Below are 17,710 nucleotides of genomic sequence, written 5' to 3' on the forward strand. Positions count from 1 at the left end.
TGCGCCGCGCGATCAGTTTTGGATCGCGGCGGTTTTCTCGGGCTCCGGCCGTGTCGGGTCGGTCAATTCCTTATGGAAGACCTTGGCCAGATGCTCTGTGATGCGCACCTTTTGGGTGATGCCGTGGTTCTCGTGATAGATCGCCTTGGCCCCGCCGTACGCTTCCAGATCGGCTTCGATCAAACGCGCAGGCGCCACCACCGCACCGGTCGAGGGATCGGTCAAGGTCATGATAAACTTAAGAGAATGCACCCCGCCAATTGTATAGCGGGCCTTTTCGGTCAACGCGTGAAAGCGTTTGATTTCGATCTGGGCCACCACCGGAACCGAGCCTTTGACCTGCTCGGTGCCGCGTTCGAAAGCGGTTTTGAAAATCGCCTCGATCTGGCGCAAACGGTTGCCCGGCGCATCTTCGCGCCAGACCACATCGCCCAAGGGGTAATACATATTGGCCTCGGAGACGCGCAAGCTGTCGGGCGCGACGATATTGTAGCCGACGATATTCACGTCAAGCGGCGCGGTGGCCATCTGCTGGTGCGTTTGCGTCTCCAGCGGCGCGTTGCGCGTGGCGGTATCAACCGAGGCGCACGCCGAAACGCTCAGCCCCATCATCATGAGTGCGATTACACGGATATGTTTCATGTCCCGTCCTTCATCGGGCCTTCTGCCCGTCTATGTGAGAGGCGCCGCGACCTGCCCGCTTTGACCCTCTATTGGCCTTTGGGCGGTTTTTCCCGCTCGGGCCGGTTTTGATTGTCTTTATATTCCCGCGTAAATTGGGCGAATTTGCGGCAAATTGCGTATATTTAGAGGATGTTTGCGTGACATCTGCGCGCCAAAGGGCCAAAATCGCTTTGCACATCCGGCGCTGCATCGCAGGCTCTGCCCAACGGTCCTTCGCCGATATAGATCATGCCCAAGAGTGAACTTGTTAGCGCTAACGAACTTTGATATAGCAAGGCAAAACGCCCCATAACCGCGCGCAATACCGGCGCGGAAAATCCGCCACGCGCCGCCGCGCAAACCGGCGAAAGCATAGCCAAGGCCAGTAAAATATGCCCCTCAATCCGACACTTGCCGCCATCACCGACCGCATCCGCAAACGCTCCGAAGGCGCGCGCGCCGATTATCTGGACCGTATGGCGGCGGCCGCACAGGGCGGGCCGCGCCGCGCGCATCTAAGCTGCGGCAACCAAGCCCATGCCTATGCCGCCATGGGCGCGGATCAGGACCGTTTGGTGCAATCGCCCGCGCCGAACCTCGGGATTATCACCGCCTATAACGACATGCTCTCGGCGCATCAGCCGTTTGAAACCTACCCCGCGATGATCCGCGACACGGCACGCGCCAATGGCGGCACCGCCCAAGTCGCAGGCGGCGTGCCCGCCATGTGCGACGGCGTCACCCAAGGCCAGACCGGCATGGAATTGTCGCTTTTCTCGCGCGATGTCATTGCCTTGGCCGCCGGTGTCGGCCTGTCGCACAACACCTTCGATGCGGCACTCTTCCTCGGGGTTTGCGATAAAATCGTGCCCGGATTGGTGATCGCCGCCGCGACATTCGGCTATCTTCCGGCGATTTTCCTGCCCGCAGGCCCCATGCCCTCGGGCCTGCCCAACGATGAAAAAGCCGCCGTGCGCAATAAATTCGCCACTGGCGAGGTGGACCGCGCCGCCTTGATGGCCGCCGAAATGGCCTCCTACCACAGCGCGGGCACCTGCACCTTTTACGGCACCGCCAACAGCAACCAGATGTTGATGGAATTCATGGGGCTGCACCTGCCCGGGGCCAGCTTTGTCAACCCGAACACGCCGCTGCGCGAGGCCTTGACCCGCGCGGGGACCGAGCGCGCCTTGCAAATCACCGCGCTTGGCAATGATTACCGCCCTGCGGCAGCGATCTTGGATGAAAAGGCCTTTGTCAACGGCATCGTCGGGCTGATGGCCACGGGCGGGTCGACCAATCTCGTGCTGCACCTGCCCGCCATGGCGCGGGCGGCGGGAGTGATCCTCGATTTACAGGATTTCGACGAGATCTCGGCCATCGTGCCGCTGATGGCCAAGGTTTATCCGAACGGATTGGCCGATGTGAACCATTTCCATGCGGCGGGCGGGCTTGGCTTGATGATTGCGCAGCTTCTGGACGCAGGCCTCTTGCATGAGGACGTGCGCACCGTGGCGGGCGACGGGCTGCACCACTATACGCGCGAGCCGCGCCTTGAGGGCGGCAAGCTGACCTTTGTCGAGGGTCCGCGCCGATCCGAGAACGAAAAGATCATCCGCCCCGCCGCCGATCCTTTCCAAAGCTCCGGAGGGCTCAAATTGCTTAAGGGCAACCTTGGCGAGGCGATCATCAAAACCTCTGCCGTCGCGCCCGAGCGGCGCATCATCGAAGCCCCCGCCCGCGTGTTCCACGACCAAGAGAGTGTGAAAAACGCCTTTAAAGCAGGGGAATTTACCGGTGACACCATCGTCGTGGTGCGGTTTCAGGGGCCGAAATCCAACGGCATGCCGGAATTGCACGGGCTGACCCCGACGCTTTCGGTGCTGCAAGATCGCGGTCTGAAAATCGCGCTGGTGACCGACGGGCGCATGTCCGGTGCCTCGGGCAAAGTCCCCGCCGCCATCCACCTTAGCCCCGAAGCCGCCGCAGGCGGGCCGCTCGCCCATGTGGCCGATGGCGACATCCTGCGCCTTGATGCCGAGGCGGGCACATTGGAAAACCTCACCGCCGGTTTCATCGACCGCCCCGCCGTCACCGCCGATCTGACCGGCAATGGCACCGGCGTCGGGCGCGAGCTTTTCTCGGCCTTTCGCGCCGCAGTCGGCCCCGCCAAAACCGGCGCGGCGGTCGTGGTCTAACCCGCTCTTTTTCATATTTCATAAGGACTTGCCCCAATGACGCCCGAAGTCGCCTCGCAAAAATCCGAAGCCCTGTGCACTCTGGCGCCGGTCATTCCGGTGCTGGTTCTCAACGATCCCGACATCGCCCAAGACCTCGCGCGCGCCTTGGTCAAAGGCGGCTTGCCGGTGCTTGAGGTGACGTTGCGCACGCCCAAAGCCTTGGAGGTCATCGCGCAGATGGCCAAGGTCGGCGGCGGCGTGGTTGGCGCCGGATCGCTGCTCACCCCCGAGCACGTCACCGCCGCCGTGCAGGCCGGCGCGCGTTTTGGCGTCTCGCCAGGCAGCACGGCGCGGCTGCTGGAGGCCTGCGAGGCGGCGGACCTGCCGCTCTTGCCCGGCGCCGCGACCGCCTCCGAGGCCATGGCGCTCTTGGAGCGCGGCTATCGGGTGCAAAAATTCTTTCCCGCCGAAATCAACGGCGGCGCGGCGGCTCTCAAAGCCATCGGCGCACCGATCCCGCAGGTGCGGTTTTGCCCCACGGGCGGCGTCTCGCTCAAGAATGCGGGCGATTACCTTGGGCTGGACAATGTGCTTTGCGTCGGCGGAAGCTGGGTCGCACCGGCGGATTTGATCGCGGCAAAAGATTGGGACGCTATTGCCGAACTGGCGGCGCAAGCGGCGGCATTGCCGCGTTAAGAGCGCCGCACAAATCGCTGAAATACATCACGCATCCGCGATCCGCGTCGACCGGCCGCCGCGCCGTTTCGGCGCCAATATGCGGTCGCCCGCCTCGCGCAGGACTTGCGTCATCGGATGCTCCGGCGCCTGCGCGCCATAGCGCGTCAAAAGCTGCTTTGCCGCCTCGGGCGCATCCAAACCGGCGGGCAAGCTGAGCGCCCAATCCAAAAACACCGACCGGCATTCCTCGGCCCGAATGCCCTCGATATGATAGGCCTCGCGGATCAAGGCCTTGGGATCCATTTCATCGCCCTTCATTGGCTCGCCTCGCTCCTGTTTTTAGCTCGTCATATCGCCGCGCGGGGCGCGGGCGGGTTCTTTGCCGGTCTGCCGAATGGCGGCTGCGGGCCTTTGCAGCGCGGCCTCGATTACCGCCGCGGCCTGCGCGGACAGGCGCGCAAGCGTCTCGCGCAGGGCCGCGATATCCTCCTGCCCCGTTTCGCGCAAGAGCAAGGCGCAGCCGCCGCGCCCGATCACATCTGTGTCGAGCGCCCCTTCGGTCAAAAGCTTGCTGACCACCTGAAGCTTCCAGCAAAGCGCATAGCTTTGGGTCAACTGCGCCGCGCCCTCATCGGTGATCCATCCGGTTTGGCCCGCCGCCGCCAACCCCGCCTGCACATCGCGCGCCGCCTGCCCCGCCATCAACAGCGCCGCCTGCGCAAAAAGCTCGATATCCTGCATCCGCCCCGCGCCGATTTTGACCTCCCACGGCCCGCCGCCGCCTTTGGCCGCGTTGATCCGCGTGCGCATCTGCGCCAATTCGCGCAGCACCTCCTCGGCGGCGCCTTTGCGCGCCACAAGCGCCGCGCGAAACGCCTCGATATCGGCGCCCAGACCCTGCGCCGCGCCGCCGCTATCGGCGACGATACGCGCCCGCGTCAGGGCCAGATGCTCCCACGTCCATGCTTCGCTATCTTGGTAGTTTTGAAAGCTTTGCCAAGAGGTTGCCACCGGACCTTGGGTGCCGGACGGGCGCAGGCGCATGTCGATCTCATATAGCCGCCCGCCCGCCATTTGCGCGCTCACGGCGGTGATCAGGGCTTGGGTCAGCCGCGCATAATAGGTCCGCACGGGCAAGGGACGCGTGCCCAGCGACTCCTCGGCCTCCTGCGGATCATAGATCACGATCACATCCAGATCGGAGGCCGGATTGAGCCGCCCCGCGCCCAAGGAGCCCATCGCCAAAACGCAGGCCCCGCGCCCGGGTGGCGGGCCGTGTTTGACCGCGAACTGCGCCGCCACATGCTCGAACAGCACCTTCAAACAGCTTGCCGCCAATTCGCAATACTGCTCTGCCGCCTGCGCTGCATCGGTCAATCCGCGCAGCAAATGCACCCCGATGCCGAAATGCCATTCCTTGGCCCAACGGCGGGTGGCGTCCAGTTTGGATTCGTAATCGCGCTCCGCGTCAAGGACGGCGCCCAGCTGTGCCTCAAGCGCCTCCGGTCCCGGCCAAGGGGCAAAAAAATCGCCCCCGATCACCGCATCAAAGACCGAGGAATTGCGCGACAGATAGCGCGCCAATTCGGGCGCGGTTCCGGAGATATCCGCAATCAGATCAATCAGTTGCGGGTTGGCCTTAAAGAGCGAGAAAAGCTGCACCCCTGCGGGCAATCCGGCCAAAAACCCGTCAAAGGCCGCCAGCGCCTCGGCAGGGCGCGCCGCGCGCCCGAGACAGGCGAGGATTTGCGGCGACAGCTCGTCGAATATCTCTTGCGCCCGCGCCGAGCGCAGCGCCGGATAGCTGCGCCAACGGGCTATGACCTCGGGGTCGAACTCGGGCTGTGCGCGCCGCTCGGGGGCTTGGCTAGGCAGGGCGTCGGGCGCGGCGGGCATCTCCAATGCGCGCCCCGCCATGCTTTCTTGGGTGAAAAACTGTTCGGCAATCTCATGCACGGCACTCAGGCGCTCGGTCAGCTCCGCCTTAAGCCCCGCCAGATCGCGCCCCATGAAGGCCGCGATTCGCGCCATGCCCTCTTCGGTTTGCGGCAAGGCGTGGATTTGCGCGTCATTGACCATTTGCAACCGGTGCTCGACCTCGCGGTGCCAGCGGTAATGCGCGGCCAAGGCCTCGGCCACGTCGCGCGGCACCCAGCCCTTATCGGCCAAGGCATTGAGCGAGGGCACCGTGCGCCGGTCGCGCAGCCCGCGATCGCGCCCGCCCGCAATCAATTGCCGCGTCTGGGTGAAAAACTCGATCTCGCGGATGCCCCCGCGCCCCAGCTTCATATCATGTCCCAAAAGCGTGATCGCCCCGCCGGTGCCTTTATGTTCGCGGATCGCGAGGCGCATGTCATGGGCGTCCTGAATGGCGGCGAAATCGAGATGACGGCGCCATACAAAGGGGCTGATATCGTTCAAAAACCTCTCGCCCGCCGCCACATCGCCCGCACAAGAGCGCGCTTTGATATAGGCGGCGCGTTCCCATGTGCGGCCAAGGCTCTCGTAGTAACGTTCGGCGGCCTCCATCGACATACAAACCGGCGTGACCGACGGGTCGGGACGCAGGCGCAGATCGGTGCGAAACACATAGCCCTCGGCGGTGATCTCACTCAGCGTTGCGGCCATTTTGCGCGTGGCACGGATCAGCGAGGCGCGCGCCTCGTGATAGTCATCGCGCCCGTAGCGGCCCTCGTCAAAGAGGCAGATCAAGTCGATATCGGAGGAATAGTTCAGCTCTCCCGCGCCCATTTTCCCCATGGCCAGAACGGCGATACCGCCCGCGACGGCGATATCCTGCTCGCCCGCCTCCGGCAGCTTGCCGCGCTTGATCTCGGTGGCTACGGCGGATTTGAGCGCCAGATCGGCGGCAAGGGCGGCAAAATCGGTCAGCGCGCCGGTGACCTCTTCCAAGTTCCACACGCCGCCCAGATCGGCCAATCCGGTCAATAGCGCGGTGCGGCGCTTGGCTTGGCGCAGCGCGCTCGACAAATCACCGGTCCAATCGCCCTCGGCCATCTCGGTCAGGGCGCGCGCCTGCGCGGCCAATGCCGCCTCAGGCCCCTCCAGCGCCCGCGCCAGCCAATCACGCTCGCGCGTCATCAGCCCCGACAGATAGGGCGAACAGCCCCCCGCCCCCGTGATCAATTCGGCCACGGCGCCGGTCTGATCGGCAAAAAGCGCCCGCGCCTCGGCGCCGCGGTCGGCGTCAAAGGCGAAAGGCGTGCGGGTGATGCGGGCGGCGAAGGAGGTTTGCTGTGTCATGGCCGCAGGTTGCGCCCGCGCGGGGGGCTGGTCAAGCGGATGTCGATGGGTAAATCTGCGTGCAACCGGACGGCACAGGCAAGGAGAGGCGCGGGCATGAGCAAAAGTTTAAAACGGGTGCGCGCGGCGCTTGAGGCGATGCAGGTCGAGGCTGATATCCGCGAGGTCGGCGCGGCGCGCACCGCCGCCGAGGCCGCCGTCGCGGCAGACTGCGAGATCGACGCCATCGTCAAATCCATCCTGTTTCGCGGCGAGACATCGGGTGCCGTGATCTTGTTTTTGACCGCAGGCGGCAATCAGGTCGACGGCGCCAAAGCCGGCGCATTGGCCGGTGAGCCGCTTGGCAAGGCAGATGCGGGCATTATTCGCGCGCAAACCGGCTTTGCCATCGGCGGCGTCGCGCCCGTCGGGCATCTGACACCGCCGCGCGCTTTTTTCGACCCGCGCTTGCTGGATTTTGACCGAATCTGGGCCGCTGCGGGCACGCCGCGGCATATTTTCGCCCTCGCACCGCAAGAAATCTTGCGCCTAACCGGCGCGCAAGTAGCTGATTTTATTTCACAATCAAAAATAATGTAAAAAACATTCACATAGCCCCTTGGCAAATCGGTGCTCCGTGCCGATGTTATCAATGTGAAGACGATAAACATTAACCCACGGGCCACACCCAAAGCGCCCTTTTACTTACGGAGACAGACATGACCCTCGCCGCCCAAACCGCCCAACCCCACGCGCCGCAAATGAGCTGGCTCGCCCGCAGCGAGGCATGGCTTGACCAAAAAGGCAAAGGCGCATGGATCGCCGCTATGGTGCTGGGCTTTATCTTTGTTTGGCCTGTCGGCCTCGCCCTTCTGGCCTATATGATCTGGAGCAAGAAAATGTTTTCCAAAAACTGCAGCCGCCGCGCGCGGTTCTCCCATCACGGCATGTCCGCGATGAAAACCACGGGCAACAGTGCCTTTGACGCCTATAAGATGGACACGCTGCGCCGCCTTGAAGAAGAGCAAGAGCAATTCGAAGCCTTCTTGCAGCGCCTGCGCGAAGCCAAGGACAAATCCGAGTTCGACAGCTTCATGGAAGACCGTGCCAAACGCGCCGCCGCGCCGGACATGGATGACGCAAACGGCCAACCCCGCGAAGCGTAATCCGCCCGCCAAGCCAATGCCCTGCCCGCGCAACCTTTCGCGCGGGCAAGGCCGATTTCAACCGTCGCGCATCGACGCGCCTAGCGGAGCCATAAATGTATCAGCCCGAGTTCACCCACGCCCTGCCCGACCCCGAGACCCAGCCGGAGTTTTACGCCGATGTGGCGACCAAACGGCTTTTGGCCTTTGTGATCGACGTGCTGCTGATCGGGGTTTTGACCGTCATCGCGATCATTTTCTCGCTGTTCTTGTTCACCTTTATCGCCGCTCTGGTCTATGCGGTGATCAGCTTCATCTACCGCACCATGAGCATTGCCAACCGCTCCGCCACACCCGGCATGCGGATCATGGCGATTGAAATGCGCACCTTGACGGGCGCGCGCCTGTCGCTGCCGATGGCCGCTGCGCATACGCTTGGCACGACGCTGTCCTTTGCCTTTTTCCCTGCACAGATCGCTTCGATCGTCATGATGCTGGCAACCGCGCGCGGTCAGGGGCTGACCGACCAAGTGATCGGCACGGTGGTTTTGAACAAACGCGCCGGCGCGTGACGTTGCGCAAGGCCGCCCCAAGCGAATCGCCAAATTCGCAAAAAGCGCTGTCTTAGGGGCATATTTTCATGCCCTTAACGCTACAATTAACCGGATTTTAATCAAGGCTTGGCGCTATGATGGATCATTGGTATCTTTTTAAGTGAATCCAAATTAACGGTTATTTGATGCGCCACACCCTGCCCCTTGCGCCGCAATTTTATGTGACGGCCCCGCAACCTTGCCCCTATCTTGAGGGCCGGATGGAGCGCAAGCTGTTCACCTCCTTGCAAGGCGACAATGCCGAAAAGCTCAACGACAGCCTGTCGCATCAAGGCTTCCGGCGCAGCCAGAATGTGCTCTACCGCCCGTCTTGCACCGAATGTGCCGCCTGCCTGTCGGCGCGCATCGATGTGTCGAAATTCAAAATGACCAAAAGCCAGCGCCGGATCATGAAGCGCAATGCGCATCTGACCCGCCGCGCGACCTCGCCTTGGGCCACAGAAGAGCAATACGCGCTGTTCCGGCGCTATTTGGAAAACCGCCACGCCGATGGCGGCATGGCCGATATGGATGTCTATGAATTCGCCGCGATGATCGAGGAAACCCCGATCCGCACCCGCGTGATCGAATACACCGACCGCGAGGCGGATGAATTGGTCGGCAGTTGCCTGACTGATGTGCTCTCCGACGGGCTGAGCATGGTCTATAGTTTTTACACGCCCGACCGCCCCAAAGACAGCCTTGGCACCCATGTGATCCTCGACCATATCCAGATCGCCCAAGATGCGGGGCTGCCCTATGTCTACCTTGGCTATTGGGTGCCAGGCAGCGACAAGATGGGCTATAAGGCGCGTTTCTCGGGGCTGGAGCTTTACACCGGCGGTCAATGGCAACCGATGACCCATCCCGACGACTACGAAGCGCCCGCGCATCCTTTGTCCAATGATCCGATTTCCGAGCAGGTCGCCAATATCGCCCTGCCCGACCTCAGCCCCAAACGCGCCGCCGAGCGCGGCTGAGCAGGCCGCACAAACGCCCCCGCCTGTCACGGCTACAAACCGCCCTTGCTCTGGGGGCGGTTTTTTCATGCCTGCACGTCCCCAATGCAAACGGCCGCCCCGAAAGGGCGGCCGCGTGACGTGGTATGTGATTGTGATCAGTTCGGGATCAGCGCCGGAACAATGGTCACAATCGATGGGAAGAACCACAAAAGGGCCAGCCCCGCGACTTGGATCAAAACAAAGGGCACAACGCCTTTGTAGATATGCGCCGTGGTGACCTCTTTGGGCGCAACCCCGCGCAGGTAGAACAGCGCAAAGCCAAAGGGCGGGGTCAGGAAGGAGGTTTGCAAGTTCACCGCGATCATGATCGTCACCCATTTGGGATCAAATGTGCCGCCGTAGATCACCGGCCCGACGATCGGGATGACGATGTAAATGATTTCAAGGAAATCAAGCACAAAGCCCATCACGAAGAGCACCAGCATCACGATCAGGAAGACTTTGAATTCGCTGTCAAAGCTTTTGAGGAAGTCCTGAATGTAATGTTCGCCGCCAAAGGAAATCACCACCAGATTGAGCAATTGCGAGCCGATCAAGATGGTAAAGACCATCGAGGTCACCTTGGCCGTCTCGCGCACGATCGGCGGTAAAACCGCACCGCGCCAGAGCACAAAACACCCGTACAGAATGCCAAAGACCGCGAACAGATAGGCGCCCTGCGCGACGATAAATGCGATCCAGCTCTCGAAAGAGACATCCGTTTGGTTCACCCGCAGATCGAAATTCACCCCCACAAGGATCATGATGATGATCGCAAAGGTGGTCCAGATCACGATCTTGCCCGAACGGCCCTCATCGGCCAGACGGCGATAGGCCGCGAGCATGATCGCTCCGCCCGCCCCCAAAGCCGCCGCAGGCGTCGGGTTGGTGATGCCGCCGAGGATCGAGCCGAGCACCGCCACGATCAGAACCAGCGGCGGGAAGACCACGCGCAACAGCTCGTTCTTGGCCAATGATCCCGCCGCGTATTTCACCCCGTAGAGCGTCAATGCCAGAGGGATCGCCAGCAAGATCACCGTCATCCCCGGCGAGGTTTGCGGCGATATCAACAAGATGTCGACCAACAGGCCCAGCAAGATACCGCCTGCACCGATCATCAACGGCGTAACTGCGGCGGCGGGCGCAACGCCGCGCGCCGTGGTCAGGACGAGCGCCATGAGCAAAAAGCCCACCGCAATGCCTGTGCCGATCGGTGCGGCATCTTCAAGCTTTTGCACCAAAGCTGCGGCGCGCTCTTCGTCCGTCAGTTGGTGCGATTGCTCCACGCCGCCCGCCTCGTCAATCGCCGCTTGTTCGGCGACGGCGGTATCCCACGCCTCTTGGCCATGCAGTTCGATCATCGAAGCTTGGCATTCCTCGCCCACATTAGTGCGCAAGCTGGCGGTTTGACCCGCGTCCGAATAGCTGTCGACAACCACATTTTGCGAACCGATGACATTCACCTGCGCCAAAAGGATGGCCCCAAAGATCAAGGCGACGGGCGCGGCGACGAACCATGTCAGGCTCTCGCGGCGGGTGATCACCTCGCCGGTCGAGGCCGCCATTTCGACCGCCGGTGCCTTGGACGGGTTCAGCATCGCATAGCCAAAAGCATAAAGCCCGTAGAGCACCGCCAACATGATCCCGGGCAAAAGCGCCGCTTGGAACAGCGTGCCCACCGACACCACCGCCGGTTCGCCCAAAAGCGTCAGCGCATCGCCGCATCCGGCGACTTGCGCGCGGCTTTCTTGCGCGGCGGAATAAAGATCGCCGGCCAAAGTGCCCAAAAGAACGATCACGATCGAGGGCGGAATGATCTGCCCCAAGGTGCCCGAGGCCGCGATCACACCGGTCGCCAGTTGCGGCGAATAGCCCGCGCGCAACATGGTCGGCAGGCTCAAAAGCCCCATGGTCACAACCGTCGCGCCGACGATGCCCGTCGAGGCGGCCAAAAACGCGCCCACAACCACAACCGACACCGCCAAACCGCCTGGCAAGGGGCCAAAGACCCGCGCCATCGTGGTGAGCAAATCATTGGCGATTTTCGAGCGTTCCAGCGTGATGCCCATCAAAACGAACATCAAAACCGCCAGAAGCGTTTCAATCGAGGCCCCAGCAAAGACCCGCTCGTTCATCCGGTTGACGATAAACGACAGGTTGCGGTCCATCGCCATTTCCCAACCGCGTTCGAACACAGGTTGAGCCACGCGCGGCAACTCAGGATAGCGGAAGACCGAAATCGTATCGGCTTTCACCCCCGAGTTGACCAGATCGTTATACATCGCCGATCCGGTATCGATCGCCTGATGCACCAAAAGTCCGGCGCTATCGAGCCCCGCGATGATCCCGAAGGAAATGATCCCCGCGCCGCCAATGGAAAAAGCCACCGGAAAGCCGGAAAGAATGCCGCCGAAGAGGCACAGAAAGACGATGATCAGGCCGATCTCGACGCCATCAAGTCCAAAAAGCATAGGTTCTGTCCCTAAGGTTAGTGTGTGCCCTCATAGGCTTCTTCACCCTCGCCGAGGGTATCACGATCAAGGTATTTGCCGTCCGAGGCCTCGCCTTCCTTCCACTCCAGATAAGAGCGGTAGAAGAAGGCAATGGCATGCAAGAAGACGAGGCCCGCATAGGCCAAAAGCAGCACCTTGAAGAGGAAATAGGCGTTGAAGCCGTTGGGCGAGAACCCGATGGTTTCGACGTTCCAGCGCAGAGCGCGCGACTTCATCAACAAACGCTCGAGCGTGTCGGAAGCCGAAGGTTTGGGCACCACCAGATGGCGCCACATGAAATACCACCCATACATCCACGTCAGCACCGCCACCGGCATCATGAACACCAGCGCGCCGATCATGTCGATCACGCGTTTGGCGCGAAACGAGATGCCCGAATAGACAAGGTCCACCCGCACATGGCCGCCTTGAACGAATGTATATGTGGCGCAAAGCGCGACGATCATCGCGTTGTAAAGCTTGAGCTCTTCGGCCCACCACGACACGTCGTGGCTCAGCACCTTGCCAAAACCGAAACTGATCTCGGCGGCGGCAAAAATACGCTGCATGAACACGATGATGATCTGTTGCAGCACCATCAAAAGACCCGCCCAAGCAAAGAACCGCCCGATGCCATTGGCCATGCCCTCAAGGCCGCGCACGCAGCCCCACATAAACGCGCGTTTCCAAAATCCGACCGCCGTGACGACGAGAAACAGCGTGAAGGCGACAAAGAAGAACTCGGTCGAGCCGCCAAAATAGATGAAGCGCATCAAGGCTTCTTTGTTGGTCCAATCCAGCCACATCGACGGATGCGTCACCGCATATGCCATGTGATAGAAAGCCAATCCGATGTTCGTAAAGAACCAGACAATCGCGTCCAGCATCCCTGTCCCCAGCTCAGTTTTCGAGGTGTCATCTGCCTCGGCTGCGCCTGCCCTGCGTCCGGTTGAACGCTGAGCGGGGCATGTGCCTTGCGCATCGCGCGCATGTCCCGCGCGCGAGGATCAGCAGACCTTTTGAAAAGGCCCCGCGACATGTCGCGAGGCCCAATCGGTGTCGAAGCGGGGCTTAGCCCAGAACGCGGTCGCGTTGCGCACGGTATGCGCCTTCGGATTTTTGCAGCCATGCCGACGACGATTTCATCGAAGCGGTGTAGCTGTCGTAGATCTTCTTGTAGAGTTCATCGCCCATGTTCTCGGCGTGCACTTCCTCCGATGCCTTACCAAAGGCATCCCAAACGGTTTCGGGGAATTCGAGCGTTTTCACGCCAGCCGATTGCAGACGCAAGAGCGCCGCACCGTTGTTGTTGAGGAATTGCGCGAGGTTCCACTGGTGGGCCTCGGCGGATGCGATCTCGATGACCTTCTGATGCGCGGCCGGCAGGCTGTCAAAGACTTCGCGGTTGGTCGCGATCGACAGGCCGGCACCCGGCTCGTGGAAACCGGCGGTGTAGTAGAATTTGGTGATCTCTTGGAAACCGGCTTTTTCATCCGCCCAAGGACCGATCCACTCGGTGCCGTCAATCGCGCCGGAGGCCAGCGCCTGATACACTTCTGCGCCCGGAAGGTTCTGCACCGATGCGCCCAGTTTGCCCAAGGCTTTACCGCCAAGGCCAGGCATGCGGAATTTGAGGCCGTTGAAATCTTCGGGGCCGTTGACTTCTTTTGCAAACCAGCCGCCCGCTTGGGCGCCGGTGTTGCCGCCGAGGAAGGATTTGAGGCCGAAGATTTCGCCCAGCTCGTCATGCAGGGCCGCGCCGTCGCCATGGTAATACCAGTTGGCCAGTTCCTGCGCCGTCATGCCGAAGGGCACGGAGGTGAAGAAGGCATAGCCCGGGTGCTGACCGACAAAGTAATAGTCGGCGCCGTGATACATATCGGCCTGACCGGAGGTCACCGCGTCAAACACTTCAAAGGCACCAACCAATTCGCCAGCGGCTTTGACGTCAACGGTCAACTGACCGTCTGTCATCGCGGTGATGCTGTCGGCGGCGTGGACGGCGGCGTCAAACACACCGGCAAGACCGCGGCCCCATGTGGTGACCATGGTCAATGTGCGCTTGCCCTGCGCATAGGCCGGAGCGGCCAGCGTAGAAGCAGCGGCAGCGGTGCCGCCAAGCGCGGATGTTTTCAAAAAGGAACGACGATCCATATGGTTTTCCTCCCAAGGTATAACGGCGTTCGCACCTCTCCCGGGCGCGAAACGCGGATCATGTAGTGCGCAGAGCCTAGCCGCGCCTGCCCCATGAGGAAATACCTAGAATTGCGTAGAAAGCCGCCTGCGGTCACATTTTTTGACCGATATTATGAATTTACTCTCGCGCGCGCCTGCCTATGCTCGCCCTTTTGGTTCAACCGCCCTATGGTGGCCGCCTTCCATTTAGGTCGAATCAACCTTGCCCTCTTTGCGCCCTGCCTTCTCGATGCTGACGCCGCCGTTTCTTCGGCGTCTGAGCTATGGGCACAAGCTGTTCTTGCTGGCCACGGTGCCGCTCATCCTTGCGGTGGCATTGATCTCGACTTTGGCGCTGAGCCAGTCGCGGCAATTGGCCACCGGCGAGATCGCCGCCCTCGAAGCCCAGCTCATCGCCGCCAAAAAGGCCGAGCTGAAAAACTATATGTCCATCGCCCGCACGGCCTTTATCAATATCTACGGCGTGGCCGCGCCCGATGACGCCGAGGCCAAACTTCTGGTCAGCCAGATCCTCTCCTCTATGCTTTACGGGCAGGACGGGTATTTCTTTGTCTATGACTATGAGGGCAACAACCTCGTCGCGCCGCGCAAAACCGATTTGATCGGGCGCAACTGGATCGATCTGACCGACCCTGCGGGCACGCCCGTCGTGGGCCCGCTGATCACCATCGCCCGCTCGGGCGGCGGCTATCATGCCTATGACTGGCCCAAACCCTCGACCGGCGAAGAGGCGCGGATGGTCTCCTATGTCATCGGGCTGCAAGACTGGCGCTGGGTGATCGGCACCGGCATCTTTATCGACGATGTGCTCGAAACCGTTGCCGCCAGCCGCGCCGAGGTCAATGCCCGCATCGCACGCACCTTTCTCTACATCGGGGGGATTACCCTCGCGGCGCTTTTGGCGGTTTTTGCCACCGGCATGGGGATCACGATCCACGAGCGCCGCCTTGCCGATGCCAAGCTCAAGCGGCTCACCCAGCGGGTGTTTGACGCCCAAGAGGAAGAGCGCGGGCGCGTGGCGCGCGAACTTCACGACGGCATCAGCCAGATCCTTGTCGGCGTGCGCTATGCGCTCGACAGCGCCCGCCGCCGCCTTGCGCGCGAAGACAGCGGCGCGGTGCCGACCCTCGACAAGGGGATCACCCATCTGTCCGGCGCCATCCAAGAGGTGCGCCGCATCAGCCGCGATTTGCGTCCAGGCGTTTTGGACGATCTGGGCCTTGGCCCTGCGCTCAAGGCGCTGACGGATGATTTCGGCACCCGCACCGGCATCGAGATCGAGTTTTACACCGTCCCGTTCCGCAACCGCCTCGACGGCGAAAGCAAGATCGCCCTTTACCGCATCGCGCAAGAGGCGCTCACCAATGTCGAGCGCCACGCCGGCGCCAGCAAGCTCACAATCACCCTGCGCGGCTATAAGATCGGCGCATTGATGCGGATCGAGGACGATGGCGCGGGGATGCCTGCCGATGTCGCCGCCGGACGCGGCAGCCGCGGTTTGGGCCTGCGCAATATGCAAGAACGTATCGACCAATTGGGCGGCACGCTGAGCATTCAAACCTCGCCCAAAGGCACCTCGATCGAGGCCATCGTGCCGCTGAGCCATATGCTCTCACCGCAAACCGAAAGCGAGACGTCAAACGCGGGTCCTGCCGCGCCTGCCCTCGCCCCTACCGAAAAGACCCGCTCATGACCGACACCGCCGCCCATCCGCCCGCCTCCGCCCCCATCCGCGTTGTGATCGTCGATGACCACCCGATGGTCGCCGAAGGCATTGAGGCGATTTTGGAAAGCTATGACGACATCAATGTCATCGCCACGCTCAGCAACGGGCGTGCGATCATCGATCAAGTCGAAGCCCTCGCCCCCGATGTGATCCTGCTCGACCTCAATATGCCCGAAGTCAGCGGGCTGAGCGCGACGGAGATCATCCTCGAACGCCGCCCTGGCACGCGGATTTTGATCCTCTCGATGCACGACAGCCCCGAATACATCGGCGCCGCGCTCAGCCATGGTGCCATGGGCTATATTCTCAAGGACGTGCCGACCGATGAGATCAAACATGCCATCGACGCGGTGATGCGCGGCGAGCGCTACCTGTGCACCGGCGCCAAAGGATCTTTGGAACCCGCGCAAGGCACAGGGCGCGAGCCGCTAACCACCCGCGAGCAAACGATTTTGCTGCAACTGGCGCAGGGCAAATCCAACAAGGACGTGGCCAGCGCCTTGGACATCTCGGTGCGCACCGTGGAAACCCACCGCAAGAACATCAAACGCAAGCTGGGGATTTCCTCGACCGCGGGGCTGACGCGCTACGCTTTGGAGCATGGGGTATTGCAAGGCACGGGCGCCGGATTTTAACTAAAATTGACTCCACGTTAACAATGCGGCAGATTGCTGAGCGGGGGGGCGTCGGGCTGTCATTTTTCGACGCCGCTTTTATGAGACCGTTTTCTTGTGCCTTGCGATTACTCGGTGCCACGGTGTCACAACACCGACAACAACATATTTTACCGACCATGGAGACTTTCATGAAACATATTCTATTGGGCGCAATTGGCGCCTGCGTCCTTGCCGCTCCTGCTGCTCAGGCCGCCACCTCGTCGCTTTTTGGCGACATCGACTGTTTTGGCACCGGATTTGTCTGCGCCGATGGGGTCATCGGCACCGGCAGTGCGAGCGATTTCAGCACCTTTACCGGCGCCATGAGCAGCGATCCGACATCGCCGATCACGGACATGCATGGCTTGAGCAACGGCGTCAGCTGGACCCATAGCTATGCGGGCATCGGCGACACGATGGCGTCTTTGGAATTTCGCACCTATGCAATGGCCGATAATCGCGGCCCCTATGATGTCACCGTCAATGGAACATCCATCGGCTCCATCGCCATGGTAACCGGCAGCGTCTTCGAATCCCAACAGGTTGTCACCCATAGCTACTCCTTCGGCACGAGCCTTCTTGTCGACGGGATCAATACAATCGAGCTTGTCAAACTGGACGGAAGCATTGACACATGGGCGCTCGATTATGCTTTGCTGACCACGATGGCGCCTGCGGTTCCGCTGCCCGCCAGCTTGCCCTTGCTTCTTGCCGGCATGGGCGGTTTTGCCGCCCTGCGCCGCAAGCGCAAAGCAAGCTGACCTATCGGCGCACCATCACACAAACCGCGCATCCAGCGCGCGCAAAGGCGGCTCCGAGAGCCGCCTTTTTTGCACCGCGCCTGCGCAGCGCGCGGCGGCCAAGCCTTCCGGCAGGCAATAATTTTGCGATAATTTCGAAGGCAAGCACCCATGCGCAACAAAAATACCAAAAAAACACCCCTGAGGACAGATTATTGGCGCAAAACGCGGTTGACGCCCCCCAGAGGGGTCAATAATGTCTCCCACGCAAGCAAAGGAGCACCCCCTATGGGCACGCTAGTCGTAAATGTAGGATTTTGGCGCATGGGCCGGTAACGGCACCCATCTGGGAACCCCATGCGCCCCCGCCAAAACGGGGGCTTTTTTATTGCGCAAA

At 61.5% G+C, this 17,710-nt stretch carries 15 protein-coding genes; 9 read left to right on the top strand and 6 right to left on the bottom strand.

Features of this window, described 5'->3' with window-relative positions; genetic code table 11:
* Window positions 1-12: 12 nt before the first annotated feature.
* Entirely contained in the window at window positions 13-642 is a 630-nt protein-coding gene (locus ABWV64_RS01955; RefSeq protein ID WP_353342592.1) for a DUF6778 family protein, read from the bottom strand.
* 413 nt (window positions 643-1,055) lie between these two features.
* Between ABWV64_RS01955 and edd the strand changes: the two genes are divergently transcribed.
* Together edd and eda are read left to right on the top strand one after the other, a co-directional pair.
* Window positions 1,056-2,861 (top strand): phosphogluconate dehydratase, encoded by a 1,806-nt coding sequence (gene edd / locus ABWV64_RS01960; RefSeq protein ID WP_353342594.1) that lies wholly within the window; start codon window positions 1,056-1,058, stop codon window positions 2,859-2,861.
* 36 nt (window positions 2,862-2,897) lie between these two features.
* Window positions 2,898-3,539: a bifunctional 4-hydroxy-2-oxoglutarate aldolase/2-dehydro-3-deoxy-phosphogluconate aldolase gene (gene eda, locus ABWV64_RS01965; RefSeq protein WP_353342595.1), complete on the top strand. Its 642-nt coding sequence runs from the start codon at window positions 2,898-2,900 to the stop codon at window positions 3,537-3,539.
* 27 nt (window positions 3,540-3,566) lie between these two features.
* On the opposite strand, the gene ABWV64_RS01970 is transcribed toward eda, so the two are convergent.
* Complete coding sequence (locus ABWV64_RS01970) at window positions 3,567-3,839, bottom strand: hypothetical protein (RefSeq protein WP_353342596.1); 273 nt, start codon at window positions 3,837-3,839, stop codon at window positions 3,567-3,569.
* Window positions 3,840-3,860: 21 nt separating this feature from the next.
* Window positions 3,861-6,785: a bifunctional [glutamine synthetase] adenylyltransferase/[glutamine synthetase]-adenylyl-L-tyrosine phosphorylase gene (locus ABWV64_RS01975; RefSeq protein WP_353342597.1), complete on the bottom strand. Its 2,925-nt coding sequence runs from the start codon at window positions 6,783-6,785 to the stop codon at window positions 3,861-3,863.
* 96 nt (window positions 6,786-6,881) lie between these two features.
* Between ABWV64_RS01975 and ABWV64_RS01980 the strand changes: the two genes are divergently transcribed.
* The 4 genes from ABWV64_RS01980 to ABWV64_RS01995 all read left to right on the top strand — a co-directional run bounded on the left by ABWV64_RS01980 (window position 6,882) and on the right by ABWV64_RS01995 (window position 9,482).
* Window positions 6,882-7,364 carry a YbaK/EbsC family protein gene (locus tag ABWV64_RS01980; RefSeq protein WP_353342598.1) on the top strand — a complete coding sequence of 161 codons (483 nt, stop codon included), beginning with the start codon at window positions 6,882-6,884 and terminating at the stop codon, window positions 7,362-7,364.
* Window positions 7,365-7,483: 119 nt separating this feature from the next.
* A complete protein-coding gene (locus tag ABWV64_RS01985; RefSeq protein WP_353342599.1) occupies window positions 7,484-7,930 on the top strand; it encodes a DUF2852 domain-containing protein in 447 nt (148 codons plus the stop codon).
* Between the two features lie 95 nt (window positions 7,931-8,025).
* Entirely contained in the window at window positions 8,026-8,481 is a 456-nt protein-coding gene (locus ABWV64_RS01990) for an RDD family protein (RefSeq protein ID WP_353342600.1), read from the top strand.
* Window positions 8,482-8,648: 167 nt separating this feature from the next.
* Entirely contained in the window at window positions 8,649-9,482 is an 834-nt protein-coding gene (locus tag ABWV64_RS01995) for an arginyltransferase (protein ID WP_353342601.1), read from the top strand.
* Window positions 9,483-9,619: 137 nt separating this feature from the next.
* Here the strand turns inward: ABWV64_RS01995 and ABWV64_RS02000 are convergent, their stop codons facing one another.
* The 3 genes from ABWV64_RS02000 to ABWV64_RS02010 all read right to left on the bottom strand — a co-directional run bounded on the left by ABWV64_RS02000 (window position 9,620) and on the right by ABWV64_RS02010 (window position 14,149).
* Window positions 9,620-11,974 (bottom strand): TRAP transporter large permease, encoded by a 2,355-nt coding sequence (locus tag ABWV64_RS02000; RefSeq protein WP_353342602.1) that lies wholly within the window; start codon window positions 11,972-11,974, stop codon window positions 9,620-9,622.
* A gap of 17 nt (window positions 11,975-11,991) precedes the next feature.
* Window positions 11,992-12,882, bottom strand: a complete 891-nt coding sequence (locus ABWV64_RS02005) for a TRAP transporter small permease subunit (protein WP_353342603.1) — start codon at window positions 12,880-12,882, stop codon at window positions 11,992-11,994.
* Between the two features lie 184 nt (window positions 12,883-13,066).
* Window positions 13,067-14,149, bottom strand: coding sequence for a TRAP transporter substrate-binding protein (locus tag ABWV64_RS02010; protein ID WP_353342605.1), 1,083 nt, complete (start codon window positions 14,147-14,149; stop codon window positions 13,067-13,069).
* Window positions 14,150-14,420: 271 nt separating this feature from the next.
* Between ABWV64_RS02010 and ABWV64_RS02015 the strand changes: the two genes are divergently transcribed.
* The 3 genes from ABWV64_RS02015 (at window position 14,421) to ABWV64_RS02025 (ending at window position 17,334) form a co-directional block, all read left to right on the top strand.
* Complete coding sequence (locus ABWV64_RS02015) at window positions 14,421-15,884, top strand: cache domain-containing protein (protein ID WP_353344456.1); 1,464 nt, start codon at window positions 14,421-14,423, stop codon at window positions 15,882-15,884.
* Entirely contained in the window at window positions 15,881-16,552 is a 672-nt protein-coding gene (locus tag ABWV64_RS02020) for a response regulator transcription factor (RefSeq protein WP_353342606.1), read from the top strand. Before ABWV64_RS02015 ends, ABWV64_RS02020 begins: the two co-directional genes overlap by 4 nt.
* Window positions 16,553-16,722: 170 nt before the next feature.
* Window positions 16,723-17,334 carry a VPLPA-CTERM sorting domain-containing protein gene (locus ABWV64_RS02025; RefSeq protein ID WP_353342607.1) on the top strand — a complete coding sequence of 204 codons (612 nt, stop codon included), beginning with the start codon at window positions 16,723-16,725 and terminating at the stop codon, window positions 17,332-17,334.
* The last annotated feature ends 376 nt before the right edge of the window (window positions 17,335-17,710 follow it).

It is taken from the genome of Litorivita sp. NS0012-18 (genome assembly GCF_040371945.1).
In the GTDB taxonomy this organism is placed as follows: Bacteria; Pseudomonadota; Alphaproteobacteria; order Rhodobacterales; family Rhodobacteraceae; genus Litorivita.